General features: G+C 52.7%; 10 protein-coding genes. 3 read left to right on the plus strand and 7 right to left on the minus strand.

Annotated features, from left to right (window positions below; genetic code table 11):
• Nucleotide 1: 1 nt before the first annotated feature.
• Together NST84_RS29665 and hprK are read right to left on the minus strand one after the other, a co-directional pair.
• A complete protein-coding gene (locus NST84_RS29665) occupies nucleotides 2-1,738 on the minus strand; it encodes a histidine kinase (RefSeq protein ID WP_342563590.1) in 1,737 nt (578 codons plus the stop codon).
• A 225-nt stretch (nucleotides 1,739-1,963) separates the two neighbouring features.
• A complete protein-coding gene (gene hprK, locus NST84_RS29670; protein ID WP_342563591.1) occupies nucleotides 1,964-2,881 on the minus strand; it encodes an HPr(Ser) kinase/phosphatase in 918 nt (305 codons plus the stop codon).
• A 256-nt stretch (nucleotides 2,882-3,137) separates the two neighbouring features.
• On the opposite strand from hprK, the gene NST84_RS29675 reads away from it, so the two are divergent.
• Nucleotides 3,138-4,766: a diguanylate cyclase gene (locus NST84_RS29675; RefSeq protein ID WP_342566554.1), complete on the plus strand. Its 1,629-nt coding sequence runs from the start codon at nucleotides 3,138-3,140 to the stop codon at nucleotides 4,764-4,766.
• A 92-nt stretch (nucleotides 4,767-4,858) separates the two neighbouring features.
• Here NST84_RS29675 and dhaK read toward each other — a convergent pair whose 3' ends face one another.
• Nucleotides 4,859-6,622 (minus strand): dihydroxyacetone kinase subunit DhaK, encoded by a 1,764-nt coding sequence (dhaK, locus tag NST84_RS29680; RefSeq protein WP_342563592.1) that lies wholly within the window; start codon nucleotides 6,620-6,622, stop codon nucleotides 4,859-4,861.
• A gap of 1 nt (nucleotide 6,623) precedes the next feature.
• Nucleotides 6,624-7,760: a glycerol dehydrogenase gene (locus NST84_RS29685; protein ID WP_342563593.1), complete on the minus strand. Its 1,137-nt coding sequence runs from the start codon at nucleotides 7,758-7,760 to the stop codon at nucleotides 6,624-6,626.
• Nucleotides 7,761-7,990: 230 nt separating this feature from the next.
• On the opposite strand from NST84_RS29685, the gene NST84_RS29690 reads away from it, so the two are divergent.
• Nucleotides 7,991-9,031, plus strand: coding sequence for a PocR ligand-binding domain-containing protein (locus tag NST84_RS29690; protein ID WP_342563594.1), 1,041 nt, complete (start codon nucleotides 7,991-7,993; stop codon nucleotides 9,029-9,031).
• Between the two features lie 452 nt (nucleotides 9,032-9,483).
• On the opposite strand, the gene NST84_RS29695 is transcribed toward NST84_RS29690, so the two are convergent.
• Both NST84_RS29695 and NST84_RS29700 read right to left on the minus strand, forming a co-directional pair.
• Complete coding sequence (locus tag NST84_RS29695; protein ID WP_342563595.1) at nucleotides 9,484-10,995, minus strand: malate:quinone oxidoreductase; 1,512 nt, start codon at nucleotides 10,993-10,995, stop codon at nucleotides 9,484-9,486.
• 186 nt (nucleotides 10,996-11,181) lie between these two features.
• A complete protein-coding gene (locus NST84_RS29700) occupies nucleotides 11,182-12,960 on the minus strand; it encodes an Imm51 family immunity protein (RefSeq protein WP_342563596.1) in 1,779 nt (592 codons plus the stop codon).
• 188 nt (nucleotides 12,961-13,148) lie between these two features.
• Here NST84_RS29700 and NST84_RS29705 point away from each other — a divergent pair, with 188 nt between their 5' ends.
• Nucleotides 13,149-13,940 carry an AIM24 family protein gene (locus tag NST84_RS29705; protein WP_039877948.1) on the plus strand — a complete coding sequence of 264 codons (792 nt, stop codon included), beginning with the start codon at nucleotides 13,149-13,151 and terminating at the stop codon, nucleotides 13,938-13,940.
• An 88-nt stretch (nucleotides 13,941-14,028) separates the two neighbouring features.
• Here the strand turns inward: NST84_RS29705 and NST84_RS29710 are convergent, their stop codons facing one another.
• The gene (locus NST84_RS29710; RefSeq protein WP_342563597.1) at nucleotides 14,029-14,811 is read right to left on the minus strand and encodes a GNAT family N-acetyltransferase; all 783 of its coding nucleotides are present in this window, start codon (nucleotides 14,809-14,811) and stop codon (nucleotides 14,029-14,031) included.
• Between the last annotated feature and the right edge of the window lie 5 nt (nucleotides 14,812-14,816).

The following is a 14,816-nucleotide window of genomic DNA, read 5'->3' on the forward strand; positions in this document are numbered from 1 at the left end:
TCTACTCCCCCATTACTTCGCGGATTTCCGCATTCTCTACCGGCAGGACAATCTGCACAGCTGTCCCGGCTCCGTAATAGCTGCCAATCTGAATACCGTAATCATTGCCGTATCTAAGCTTGATCCGTTCCTCCACGTTCTTCAGGCCATAGCTTCCCGGCTGAAAAGAGCCTGCGCGCATACTGCGCAGCGTATCCGGCCGCATACCGATGCCGTTATCAATCACCTTCAGTTCAATGCGGTCACCCAGCCGCCGGCCGGTAATCCGGATGGCAATACTTTCGCCGAACCAGGCGTGCTTGAATATATTTTCTACAAACGGCTGCAATATCAGCTTGATGACTGGAACCTGTAAAATTTCGGGATCGACATCATAATAGACCTCAAAAGCACCGGCATATTTCACCCGCTGGATTTCCAGATACATTTTGACCTGCTCCAGCTCTTTTTCAATGGAAATATAGACCCGTCCTTCGTTTAAGGTCAGCCTGTAAAACTTGGACAGTCCCTTCACCATCCGCGTAACCTTCCCGACCTCCCCAAGATTGGCCAGACTGCCGATGGTGGACAGGGTATTATACAGGAAATGCGGGCTGATCTGAGCCTGCAGCACATCCAGCTCGGCCTGTTTCTTCTGAAGGCCCTGAACATAGACGTTTCGGATCAGCTCCTGAATGCTCGCCGCCATCTGATTAAAGCTGTTGGCAATATAGACAAATTCATCATTTCCGGGGAACCCGATCCGTTTGTAGAAGTTCCCTTCCTGGAAGGAACGGGCCAGATAGACGATCCGCTTGATTTTTTTGCCGGATATACGGGCTACAAGGAACCCGATCGCTGCCATAACAGCAAAGCTGATCGTGCAGACAGCGCCGATGGCCCTCTGCATTCTGCTTGCATCCTTGTTGAGATAGCTCTGCGGCACCCGCGCCTCAATGACATAACCGGGTATCGGAATATCCTCGCTGATAATCAGATAATTGTCCGGCTTATCCGGCTTGTCCGGGGCTCCCTGCTCATAAATGGTCACGCCCTGCGCCCTGTCCACCAGCCGGAGCTCCAGCCCCTGATCCACCGGAAAAGTATCGAAGTTGCCAAACAGCTCGTCTATTCTCGCCGTGACCCGGATATAACCGATAACTGAAGGCGCCGCATTGGAAGCAACGAGCTTGCGGAAATACGAAATGTTGCCAAGCCCGCTGTCACTGTCGGCCTGCAGCCACAGGCTGTCCAGATTATTCATCAGGATCGACCGGAACCACTCCTTGTCCTCGATGACCCGCTCAGGCATCACATAATAATCGCTTCTGCCGATAGGCTCCGACATATCGTCTCCGGTAATCTCAAGCATGGTCTCATTAACCGTATACAGCGCCAGCCGCAGCTTGTTCCCGTATAACTGCAGCGGTGCCTTCATATAGGGAACGATATCATCCCGCATTTTCAGCATATTCTCCAGCGGATCGCCTTTGAACTGCAGCGCGTTCTGAAAATTTGTATTAAGAAACAGCGAGTTGCTCATCCGTTTAATCTCATCTGTCTGGTATTCTATATTGCTCCTTGTCTGCTTCAAGGCTGTCCGCACGTTCGTCTCCGCCATCTCGGTTCTTGATTCTACAAGCATCGTGTAGGCGATATAGCCGACCAGCAGATCGGTTAGCAGGACCAGAATCAGATAGGGAATCATCATTTTGTAGGTGAACGGAATGTACTTTTTATCCGGCAAAAATTTCTCCATACCAAGGTGCTCCCCCGTAACCGTTTAATAGCAGCTTCCCGCTATTGTCATCCATTCTACAACGAAGCGAAAGCGGTTACTACCACTTGTATGCAAAATAACCCCACAGAGTGGGGCTATTACCTGAAAGCCGGCCTAGCTTCCATACGCAAAATAACAGGGATATATCCTTTTTCGGAGTGCCGCTGCACCTCTTCATCTGGTAGAATTAGGATTGGCAGCCGGTTACGGCTGCATCCCGTCTTCAATCCGTTTCATGAATTCTTCGACGGCGCTGTAGCCCAGCTGCTTGAGATACCAGTTATTCGCGGCCGCTTCAATCAGTCCGGCAACATCACGTCCCGGCTGAAGCTGAACTTCAATATGCGGGATTTTTACGCCAAGATATTCAGTAAACTGCGGCACCAGCTCCAGCTCATTGTTGAGCGCATTCTCGCGCCAGGGGCATAGCTCAATATCCAGCACAATCCGTGTCTCATCCTGGAACGCCTTGCGCCCGTACTGGCGGACCACATTGATCAGGCCGATGCTGCGCAGCGCGAGGAATTCGCGTGTGGTTTCGTTATGGGTTCCTAGAAGTGTCGCCGGGCCTAGCTTTTTTAGCACCACAATGTCGTCTGCTACGAACCGGTGGCCTCTGCGGATCAGCGTGTGCGCGGTTTCGCTTTTGCCGATGCCTGATTTACCGCGCAGCAGGATGCCGATACCGGATACGTTAACACATACCCCGTGAATAGACAGCTCCGGTGCCAGCGCCTTAACAAGATAGCTGTCCAGCTTGGCAATGAACTCATTGGTCGTTTCTGCTGTCCGCAGCAGAGGAATCCCCTCCTGGTCACAGAAATGGGTAAGATAGGGGATTTCCTGCTGTCCGGTCGTTACAATGAAGCACGGAGGATGATATTTGACGATATTGCCGATATGCATCACACGGTCCTCTACGCTTAGCGTAAGCAGATAATTAATTTCCTTGCGGCCAAGCACCTGTACCCGCTCCATAGGAAAGAAATCAAAATACCCGACAAATTCCAATCCGGGCCGGTGTGTCCGCGGCCGTGTAACCAGACGGTCCATCCGGCTGGCTCCGGCAAGTACTTCCAGCTGGAACTTCTCGGTAAGACTCTGAACGGTGATCGATTTCATAGGGTTCTCCTCCTGCTGCTAAGGCGTATCCCGGATACGCCTGACTTTTAATAGTATAGTTGTCGGTTATATTCAACGGCTGGGGTAACTCTACCTTCTCTTTATTATAGATTCCCCTAAAAATCTTGTAATCTTGCATTGCTGATTATATAGTTAGAAATATTACCTAAGTCTCAAGACCCATAGAAGTTCATAATCTACCAATTAATGCAAGAAGGTGCGGCGTATGGATTTGGGATCATGGATCGATTTAATCATGTGCTTTATCTTGTTCCTGCTGTTTATATACATATTTGCTTCCGTTACTATAACCAAATTGCACAAAGTATACCTGGGCTTTCATTTTTCAATGATGGTATGGCCCTACTGCCAGTTCGCCATCAAGACGGTAGATGACCCGGTCTTTCAGCTGTTTTACGTAAAGGCAGCCTTTGTCGATGCTTCCCTGCTGATTGCCGGCTGGATCTTCTTCACGATTCTGATTTCCGGCCAGTCCCAGTTTCTTAAGCGCAAAATCTTAATCCTGCTGTTCCTGCCGGCTGCTTTTTCATCGCTTGGCGTGATTCTGAATCCGTATGAATGGTTTGTCCGTCCGGTAAACGGGGGGTACGTTGAACGGATTTACGGTCCTATTTTTTGGATCAACATTTCGATTCTGGTCATTCATGCGCTCGTATCCCTGTACATTATTTATGTTGCCCTTGTGTCCGATCAGGCTTCCCGGATCAAGAATCAGATCATGTCCATGCTCAGAGGGATTCTTGCGGTAACGATCTTTTTGCTGCTCGATGTCCTGCTCAACGTTGTCCTGGATGATTATCTGCCGGTCATTCCGGGGTTCACTTCGCTGGGCATTGTAATCTCGGCTATTTTCTTCGTGATTACAATTCATCAGGATAAAGTATTTGATATTGTGACGATTGCCCACCAGGATATCATTGATACGATGGAATACGGCATTCTTGTACTGGATGATCATGAGCGGGTAGTGGAGATGAATCAGGCCCTGTATCCTTACTCCAGGCTGGAGCCCGGAGACCGGTTCCATATGGAGGCTTTTCTGCCGGAGACGACCGATTCCATCAGACGCTTCCTGAACAAGTACCGGGAACATCCCGATGAGGTTGCCGAGATTGAATGTCTGCACCCCGGTGGCCGTATGTACATTAGCATTCATGCGGCGCCCATCATGGTGAGCTCGGTCAGAGTCGGGCGTACCATTACTTTCCAGGATATCACCGAGCTCCGCCGGCTTATTGATGAGACCAATCATCAGAATACCATTCTTCAGGAAAGAAATGAATCCTTGATCAAGGTTCAGGAGGAGCTGTTCCAGACCAACCGCAAGCTGACGAAGATGGCTATAACGGACAGTCTTACTGAATGCTATAACCGGCATTATCTCACACAGCAGCTGGAGAGGGAAGTGACCGAGAGCCGTGACCAACGGTTTCCTTCAGCAATGATCCTGATCGATATCGATTTCTTCAAGGCAGTCAATGACCGTTACGGCCATCTGGCCGGCGATCTGGTCATCTGCGGTACTGTAGAGGTGCTTCAGCAATCGCTGCGGGAGAAGGATATTCTGGCCCGCTATGGCGGCGAGGAATTTATCATTTATCTGCCGGATACGGAGGAGAAGGAAGCGGTCGCAATCGCAAAGCAGCTCAAATCTGCTGTGGCTGCCAATAAAATAAGCATAGACAACGTAGACCATCCTGTATGGGTTACGATCAGTATGGGAGTCCTCAGCATCAGCGATTTTAAGACGGGACAGCCCAAGGATGCATCAGCCTATCTGAACGATCTGTTCAAAACCGTAGACAAAGCGCTCTATGCCGCCAAGCATCAGGGCCGCAACCGGATTGTTTCCGTGCGGCAGTAAGCAGGGCAGACATTCCCCGGCGCCGTTCAGATATAAAAAAGACCATTCCCGGAAAGAGTATTCCCGGGAATGGTCTTTTTATTATAACTAACCTATTGCATCGCTTCTGCCAGTCCAGTAAAAATCACACCCAGCGCATAGGCGCCGGCATCCGGGTATCCAAGGCTGCGTTCGCCGACTGTACCGGCTCTGCCCATCCGGGCAACGATCTCCCCGGTCTGACGTGCTCCCTCCACGGCAGCCGCAGCCGCCTTGGTTGAAGCCGTGCCGAAGTCAACGCCCTGGGCAGCACTATCTTTCCAGGATTGCGCATACGGAACCAGCGCGTCAATCAGCGTCTTGTCGCCGACAACCGCCCCTCTGCCGAAGGCACGCTCGCCTGTATCCTGAATGCCCTTAACTACAGCTTCCAGCATTTCGGCCAGCTCTGCCATGCTCAAACCACTCCGGTCTCCGGCATATTTGCCGGCCGCCCGGAATGCAGAGCCCCAGATCGGGCCGGAGGCCCCCCCGCAGTGCTCCATAATAATCAGGGAGCAGGCATCCAGGAAGCTTCCCGCATCGGCTGTGTGATTGGCCATAATCTCCGGCCATTCGGTCTTAAGCTGCTTGAACCCTTTGGCCACGCTCATACCAAAGTCGCCGTCACCGGCATGGGCATCCAGCTCACAGAATGGAACCTCATTCTCAATAATGATCTCGCTCATTTTATCGATAGCATATACCAGATTATTCAGAGTAAACGTGTCTCCGGTAACCTTGGCATGCGCTGCATCTGTATCGCACTTAAAGGAAACTTCCTGCTCCGTTTCCGGCTTCAGGACAACCTCGGTGTATTGCACCGGCTCGAACGGCCCCTGCAGCACCAGTGCAGGCGTATGACATTCATCAGCCAGCAGCTCTTTAAGCTGATCGTCCAGCTTCATCAGCGACAGGGAGGCTCCGGCCATATCAATGCTTGTCATATAGTTGCCGACCAGCACATTATGCACCTTAACTCCTCTGGCATCCAGCTCGCGGATAACCGAGTTGCCCAGCAGGTACAGCTCTTGAAGCGGTGTCGCCCCGAAGCCGTTGACCAGTACAGTAAGCTCGGGCGATCCCGCCCCGCCGGAAACCGCCAGGCTGTCCAGCAGTGCATTCACCATTCTGGATGCCAGTTCATCAGCGCTTACAACCGGCTCCCTGCGGATGCCGGGCTCTCCGTGAATGCCTACTCCGTACTCCATCTCGTTATCCTCAAGCTGGAAGGTCGGTGTTCCCTTAGCAGGAACTGTACACGAAGTGAAGGCGAAACCGATGCTGCGGATATTTGCGATTGCCTTCTCGGCGGCCTCCTTAACCTCAGCCAGCGGTAAGCCACGCTCGGCCGCCGCACCGGCGATCTTGTGCACCAGCACGGTGCCGGCTACGCCTCTTTTACCGACAGTATACAGGCTGTCTTCAACGGCGATGTCATCATCGACCTTCACATAATCCACTTCAATGCCGTCTTCGCCGGCAAGATAAGCGGCATTCTTGAAGTTCATCATATCGCCGCTGTAGTTTTTAATAATCAGGAGAGTTCCCTTTTGCCCGGCCGTAGAACGGATCGCCTGGTATACCTGAATCTGCGACGGTGAAGCAAAGATATCGCCGCAGACCGCTGCATCCAGCATTCCTTTGCCGACAAATCCGGCATGAGCCGGCTCATGTCCGCTGCCGCCGCCGCTGATCAGCGTCACTTTATCCGGACTCAGCTGTTTTTTCTGAACAACCTTATGTTTACTGTTGAACACAAGAGACGGATGAGCCAGCACCAGCCCGCTGCACATCTCCCGTACCAGCGTCTCCGGTGCATTGATAATCTTCTTCATGTTATGCCCCCTTGCTCTGCTTGTAGTTCCGGCCGAGCTGATCCGCTACCCGGATCGCTGCCGCTACAGCCTCTACCGTAATAGGGAACGGCATGGAATGGATCGACTCCTCTGCAATGCAGGCCTTCCGTGCAACTTCCAGCAGCTCTTCCTGTGAAATGCTGTCTACTCCGATATCCTCAAGGCAGACCGGCAGGCCGATGGACAGGCAGAAGCCGAATACTTCGTTCAGCTCACTGGACGAAGCATTTTCCAGTACCAGCTGGGCAATCGTGCTGAAAGCTACCTTTTCCCCGTGGTAGTAGTGATGCGTTCCCTCAAGCGAGGTCAGGCCGTTATGAATTGCATGGGCTGCCGCCAGCCCGCCGCTTTCAAAGCCCAGTCCGGACAGCAGAATGTTCGCTTCAATGATATTTTCCAGCGCAGGCGTCACCTGATTGCAGTCGCTGGCTACTTTCGCATGTAAGCCGTCTTTCAAAAGAGTCTCATAGCAGAACTTAGCCATCATCAATGCCGTATTGGTTCCCTTTGCAGGTCCGCACACGCCCTCACGTACACCGCTCGGCAGGCCGGCGTTGACATTGGAGTAGGAATTTGAGGTAGCTCTCGCTTCAAAATAAGTCGAAAGCGCATCCCCCATCCCGGATACCAGGAACCGTGTCGGCGCATTGGCAATTACAGTCGTATCAATCATGACCACACTAGGGCTTTGCTTGAAGTAAGCATAGTCATCAAATTGTCCGTCCGGAGTATAGAGAACCGCCGAATGGCTCGTCGGTGCATCTGTAGCTGCAATCGTCGGCACGATAATCAGCGCTTCGCCTTCAGCTACGCATTTGGCAGTATCGATCGCTTTACCGCCGCCGAGGCCGATGGTACAGGCACAAGCATGCTCACGGGCCAGCTCCTTCAGGCGGGCAACCTCCTCACGCGAGCATTCGCCGCGGAAGTTGCTTTCGACGAGAGTGATTTTAAACGTTTCGGCTGTGGCATCCAGCTTGGCCTGCACACGCTTCACATCATCCGGGTGAGCAATAAGAAGCGCAGACTGGCCGAATGTCTGTACAAAATAACCCAAGTTAAGCAGCTCATCTTCACCCTGCACATATTTGGTCGGGCTGATAAAAGCTTTTCTCATCTTAATTCCTCCTAAAAGTGTGGTGAGCTATGCTTCCTGTGAACACCCGTACAAACGGGATTTCGGAGCATCCGCTTATTCCTTATATAGATCAAGTATAGTCTGCCCATTCTTTTTAAGCATTGTACTCTGCCTGCTACATTAAGCGTTTTCACATTGTGTTTTCTTGTTGTATACTTAGTTAATAGTATTATCTTGCACTTGGTACCCGATAGGAGGATCTTACACTCATGAGCAATCCGCTGTTCAAGCTGGAAAACATTATAGATCTCGAGAAATGGCATGTGCTCCAGGACTCTCTTGCGCTGGTCACCAAGATGGCGATCATCACCGTCAATTACAAAGGGATTCCGGTCAGCAGGCACAGCTATTGCCAGCCCTTCTGCCAGGGTGTGCGAAAGGATGACGTACTCTCCCCCTTCTGCCAGAAATGCGATGCCCGGGGCGGTCTTGAAGCCGTCCGGCTGAATGCCCCCTATATCTACAAATGCCACTTCAATATTATTGATATTGCCGTGCCGATCATAATAGACAATCAATACATAGGAGCGGTCATGGCCGGGCAGATCCGGCTGCGTGACTCTGACCAGCAGCTGGAGCAACTCGTTTCCCGGCCGCCCAGCGCCGATACGGAGCTTAAGTTCCAGGCGCTTGAAGCTGAATATGCCTCACTGCCCGTTTTGACCTATGATGAAGTATCGACCACGGCCAACATGCTGTTTCACCTCTGTAATTATATCGTCGAAGAAGCAATCACCAAGAATGCCACCATTCAGATGTACAAAAAAACACTGCTCGCCGAAGCGCCTCTAAGCCAGGCCGATGATTACGCCGCCGCGCCCGTACCCGCTGTCGGCAGCCTGCAGGCGATTCAGAACGAGCTGTCCAATACACTGGTCGAGCATTCGATCAAAGAGCTGAGCGTAAGCCAGTACCGCGCCGCCAATCCGCTGCTGCAGCCAGCCTTTGATTACCTCTACCAGCACAAGAATAAAAACTTCACCTTGGCCGATCTGGCCCGACAATGCCACATCAGCCCCAGCTATTTCAGCCGGATTTTCACGAAAGAAACCGGCGAGAACTTTTCTACCTTCGCACCACGGCTGAAGATCGAATGGGCTAAACAGCTGCTCAAGGCGACAGAGCAGCCCGTTAACCGGATCAGCGATGCACTGGGCTTCTGCGATGCCGGCTACTTTATCAAAACCTTTAAGAAGTTTGAGCATCTTACCCCTGCCGTATATCGGAACAGATACCGGGATGAGAAGTAGCGGGCTTCCCGGGGGAGGGGGAAGTGGCCCCGCTCCTGGAAAATCAGGAGATTGGTAGATATAACATGTGCGATGCGCGTAGCTAAGTGGAAATCTGCTACCTATTTCTTCTGTAAATCCTACTCTCGGGAGACTAATTGGAAAAATGCTACTTCATTCGGCTAAAATCGCTCATGGAGCAGTAAAGGACCCACTTTAGATGACGTTTTTCCAACTAATAGCCGAAAATACCGGGAAGCGCCAGAAATAAGTGACGAAAATCCAACTAACCGTCCGCTTCCCGCTGTCCCCGGTGACAAAGGCAGCCGCTAACGCTCTCAAACCCACAGCTTCCAAATCGGCAACTCAGGTCTTATCCCTTTTCACAGCTACAGCTTACAGCCCATAGCTCACAGCTCCAGTAACGCAGCAAAGGCAGGCCCCTCTGAACAGGGACCTGCCTTTGCACATTTCTATCTGAAATTGGCCTGCTTCTGCGGCTCCTCTTCACTGAGACCCAGCGTCTGGGTCACCGAGGTCATAACCTCTTTGAGCAATTCCGGCCGGGAGGCCAGTGGAACGCCGTAGGAGGGAATCATTTCCTTGATCTTCGGCTCCCATGACTTGATGTGCTGCGGGAAGCACTTGTTAAGCACCTCCAGCATGACATGAACCGCCGTAGATGCACCCGGCGACGCGCCGAGCAGTGCAGCTACCGAGCCGTCTGCGGCACTGACTACCTCGGTGCCAAACTGCAGCGTGCCCCGGCCGTCAGGTGTATCCTTGATAACCTGTACACGCTGGCCGGCTACGACCACCTTCCAGTCGCCGCTTTTGGCGTTCGGAATGAACTCGCGCAGCTCGTTCATGCGCTGCTCGCTCGAGAGCATCAGCTGCTGGATCAGGTATTTGGTCAGCGCCATTTCCTTGGCGCCGGCTGCCAGCATCGTAAACAGATTGTTCGGCTTCACCGAGCCGATCAGATCCAGGTTCGAGCCGGTCTTGAGGAACTTCGGCGAGAAGCCGGCGAACGGCCCGAACAGCAGGGCCTTCTTGTTGTTGATATAGCGGGTATCCAGATGGGGCACCGACATCGGCGGAGCGCCCAGCTTGGCTTTGCCGTACACCTTGGCATGATGCTGCTCCACAACCTCAGGATTGTCACAGACCAGGAACAGCCCGCTCACCGGGAAGCCCCCGATATGTCTGGATTCCGGAATCCCGGTCTTCTGCAGCAGTGCCAGACTGCCGCCGCCCGCGCCGATAAAAACAAATTTGGCGGAATGGGCCTCCGTCTGCCCGCTGCTCAGATTATGCACCTTAACCTTCCATAAGCCGTCCCCGGTACGCTTGATGTCTTTAATGGCGTGCCTGTAGTGAACCTCAACCTTCCGGCTCTGCAGATGGTCGAACAGCAGCCGGGTCAGTGCGCCGAAATTAACATCCGTTCCGGCAGTAATCCGCGTGGCTGCGACCGGTTCCTGCGAGGTGCGTCCCTCCATCATCAGCGGCACCCATTCCTTCAGCTTCCGGGGGTCTTCGGAGAATTCCATGCCCTGGAACAGCGGATTTTGTGAGAGCGCTTTAAATCGCTTATTCAGAAAGGCCACATTCTTCTCGCCTTCGACCCAGCTCATATGGGGAATTGGCATAATGAAATCCTGCGGGTTGCGGATCAGCTTATGCTTGACCAGATAAGACCAGAACTGCCGGGACAGCTGGAACTGCTCGTTGATTTTGACCGCTTTGCTGATATCGACCGAACCGTCCGGCTTCTCGGAGGTATAATTGAGCTCACAAAGGGCCGCATGGCCGGTACCGGCATTATTCCATTCGTTGGAGCTTTCTTCACCCGCGCCTGCAAGCTTCTCAAACACTTTAATGTTCCAATCCGGCGCCAGCTCTTTCAGCAGGGCTCCCAAAGTCGCACTCATGACTCCTGCACCAATCAAGATAACGTCTGTTTTTTTGTGTTCGCTGCTCATTAAAAAACCTTCCTTATCTCTTTGAATTTGCCAAAAGAGCCAGGCCGCTTTGATAGCTTGCAAGACGCATGGCTCCACTAGGAAAACTATTAAAATGTTCATCGGCTGTTATCAGATAATTATATACAATTTGAAGAAAATAAAAAATCAAAAATTCGCGCGGACCGCAGGGAATTTGGATAATCTCTAATCCAGCTCCGCCCGGGAAAACAAGTCCCGGATCAGCTCCTCATTCTCGCAGGCCTGCTTAAATCCGGTAATAAAGGCTCTTAGCGCTGCCCCATCTGCCGAATAGGCGCAGAACATATCCGCTTCCGGGTCAAAATGAATCTTCTCCTGCAGCTGCGGCAGCTGCTCTTCAAGGAATACTGCGGCCAGTGAAGCCCAGTCATAACCGTTGCCCTCAAAACCCTCGTCAGCCCTCGCAGCAAACACTTCCTGCCTGTAGCTGCCGACAACGAGAATGACGGACATTCCGCCGTTAGCCTGTTCGATCAGCTTAAAGGGGGCGACTTGCTCTTCGGCCGCTGCAATCTCCGCTTTTGTAGTCTGCGGTGTCTCTGCCGTTTCCAAAATGGCTCCATCCTGCTCCGCTGCCAATGCCGTCTCCGCCAGCCGTTCCTCCACCTGGCTTCGCGCCTCAGCAGTGAAGGCCAGCTTCCCGTGCGACTTCACAATCTGGCCCTCCTTGATCCGCCGGTCCAGCCAGTCACTGATGAAGCCGGGGGCATAGCCGCCCTGCCCGAACGCACCGCCGAAGGCAATCATCTTCGGATAAACCTCAAGATATTCGTCCCGCGTTGGCTGCGGGTAGCTTTCCGTATACAGCCAGAACTGTACATCATACATCAACAGCGACAGCTCATCGGCGTGGAAGGAGAAATAGCCCTTTTCGCGGACAACACGGTGGCACACAGCCCTGATCTGATTCTCCAGCTGCTCCGGATCAGGCAGCCTGCTGCACAGTTCGGCAAGCAAAGGCGAGAATTCGCCCTCTTTTACCTTACGCAGATCCTCTTCCCGGTCCTCTGCAGAGGTATCATATAACTCTTCATGCACCAGACCGCAGATAAAGGTCTCAAAGTCCGGGGCCAGATACGTAATCTCGTAATCCGCTTCCTGGTCCACATGAATGACCTCAGGCTCCCCGTCTTTGCCGCAGTGGCGGTAATCCAGCATAATGACATCATGCCCGGCGGACGGACAGTCACAGATAACCACTCCGATATCCGGATAACCCCATTCTTCAATCATGAACGGACTGCCGAGATCGCCGCACAGCGAATAGGATTTATCCCGGCCGATCCCCATAATCCCGGTGATGGCGACATGATCATCTGCCCATGAGGTAGGCACATTCGTCGGGAAGCAGGTGTTGTGCGGTACACCGCCGTTATGCTGCTTCATCAGCGTAATATAAGAAGCCGGCAGCTTGTAGCCGAGCTCTCCCTCCACCGAGGCGATCAGCCCGTCATCCGGCGGGTCGAGGACATAAGAATCCAGCGCATAATCGCTGTCATCCCAGAAGGCTGCCAGGTCCATCCCTTCAAAAGGCACACCCTTACGCCCTCCGGCCCTGCTGCGCTCCCGGTTAGCCGCGATCAGCCGCTCCTGCTCCAGCTTCCGCCGGCTCCAGTCCAGCAGCATAGCGGACTGCTCATCGGCCGGATCAAGTGCAATCGCCGTACTGAACGCCTGCACAGCCTCCTCATGCCGGTCCAGATAATAATAGGAATAACCGGTGCGGAAATGCCACAGCGGGTCCTTTTCCCCTTCTGCCGCAACCTGCTGAAACTGCTCCAGCCCCTCCTCATACCGGCCTAAATTGTTATATGCCCGCCCGAGGCTGCTGATGATTGCGTAACCGCGCTCCGCCGGAGGGATTTCCATGATTGTATCTGCTATTTTTTGATGCTCGCCGTCTTCATGCCACTGTGCCAGTTGTGCGCTTAGATCCTTATCCATAGTCTGCGGCCTGCCTCCCAGTGAAAATGTGATACTCTTATTCTACCAGACCGGGAACAGAGAATGAAAACCGGACTGCCGCCCGTGCTAAAGGTAATGAGGCCCTTTTGTCGAATAGTTATGCCTGAACGCGGATTTTGCAAGTATCAGCAACTACACACTGAACACGACAGGAGGAAGGACTCACTATGGCTTTTACCATTAATAATCTCAAAGACAACAGCAATGTTATTATCAAGGAGCAGCTTGGCGGTTTTACAGTGATTGAGTATAAAGAGGACCTGAGCAGCACCACCATGATGGAAGCGCAATTAAACTACTTCATGAGCAGAAGCAATATGCGCAACAAGCAGCTGATGATAGAGCTGAATAACAGCGAGGTTGTGCTTAGCGCAGGCGCTATGCAGTATATGGTCGGGAATATTGAAATGACCTCGGGCGTTAAAGGTGTCGGAGGGCTAATGCGCAACATTATGTCCAGTGCAGTTACCGGAACGACGGCCATCCGTCCACAGTACAAAGGAACCGGAACGATTCTGCTGGAGACCACTTACAAATACCTGTGGCTGATTGATGTCGACAACGATCATATTGTTATTGATGACGGCATGTTCCTGGCCTGCGAGAGTTCACTTGAGCTTTCTGTTTCTGCCCGCAAAAATCTGTCCTCGGCCGCACTCGGCGGAGAAGGCCTGTTCAATCTGAGCGCCCGCGGCAAAGGAATTCTCGCGCTGGAAGCGCCGATCCCTTCCGAAGAAGCGGTTGTGGTCGAGCTCAACAACGATGTGCTGAAGGTGGACGGCAATTTTGCGCTGATGTGGTCCAATACCCTTGATTTCACTGTAGAAAAATCCGGCAAAACCAAGCTCGGCTCCGCCGCCTCCGGCGAAGGGCTGGTCAACGTGTACCGCGGAACCGGCATGGTCTGGCTGGCCCCGCTGATGCAGTACAAGAACAGTATATTTACGCCTAATGCCTGACGGAGCAAAAGGGCAGCCCCAAGGCCGGATACCGGCCGATGGGGCTGCCCTCTTTTTAGACACCTACAGGTTCAATATACTTGTCCGCTTATCTGGCAATCCAGTACGTGTTAAGAAAGGCAAGCCTGAACCCGGCCCGCTCCATATTGGCATGGCTGGCTGAGCCGAACTCCACATCGGTATATACGGTCGTGGCACCGCGCTCTGCAGCATCTGTGAGGCGGCGCTTGATCAGTGCCGACTGGCAGCCTCTGGCCCGGAATTCCGGAAACGTGTAGTCATTAGCCAGATAGCCCTCTTCTCCGCTCAGAAACAGTGACCCCATCGATGCAGGCTTCCCGTCTATGCTTAACATATAATTCAGGAAATCTTCCCTGTAAAAATACTCCCGCGTCCGCGCAATCATCTCCCTGGTAACCCTCAGCCCGCCGGCAGATTTTCGGATCCATTCGATAAATTGTTCGGCTGTTTCTTCCGTCACCCTCTCAATCTGAAAGCCTGAAGCCTGTTCGGCCATACCCTGCAGATTTATATACAAGAAAGCAAGCTGTTCAGCGGGAATGAACCCTTTCTCACTGAGCGCCCGTCCTACCTCCTCCGTCATATGATCGGGAGTCATATCAAAGCAGGGGGCCGCCTCAGGATAATGGCTTAACAGCGTATCCAGCGCTGCAAGATCACCAGGACCAAATCCTTTGATCCGGTTATAGTAGCTTGAACCTCCATCCGTACGGTCACGCAGCATAACTGCCCCGCCTGCAGGCAGCACTTCCAGCTGACGCGGTATATTAACCAGCGAACGCGCCGCATTCAGCCGGGTCAGCTCAAGCTCAATCCGCTCAATATTTTTCAGATAATCCAAAGGCTTCACCGTAC

The organism is Paenibacillus sp. FSL R7-0345 (assembly GCF_038595055.1).
GTDB lineage: Bacteria > Bacillota > Bacilli > Paenibacillales > Paenibacillaceae > Paenibacillus_AQ.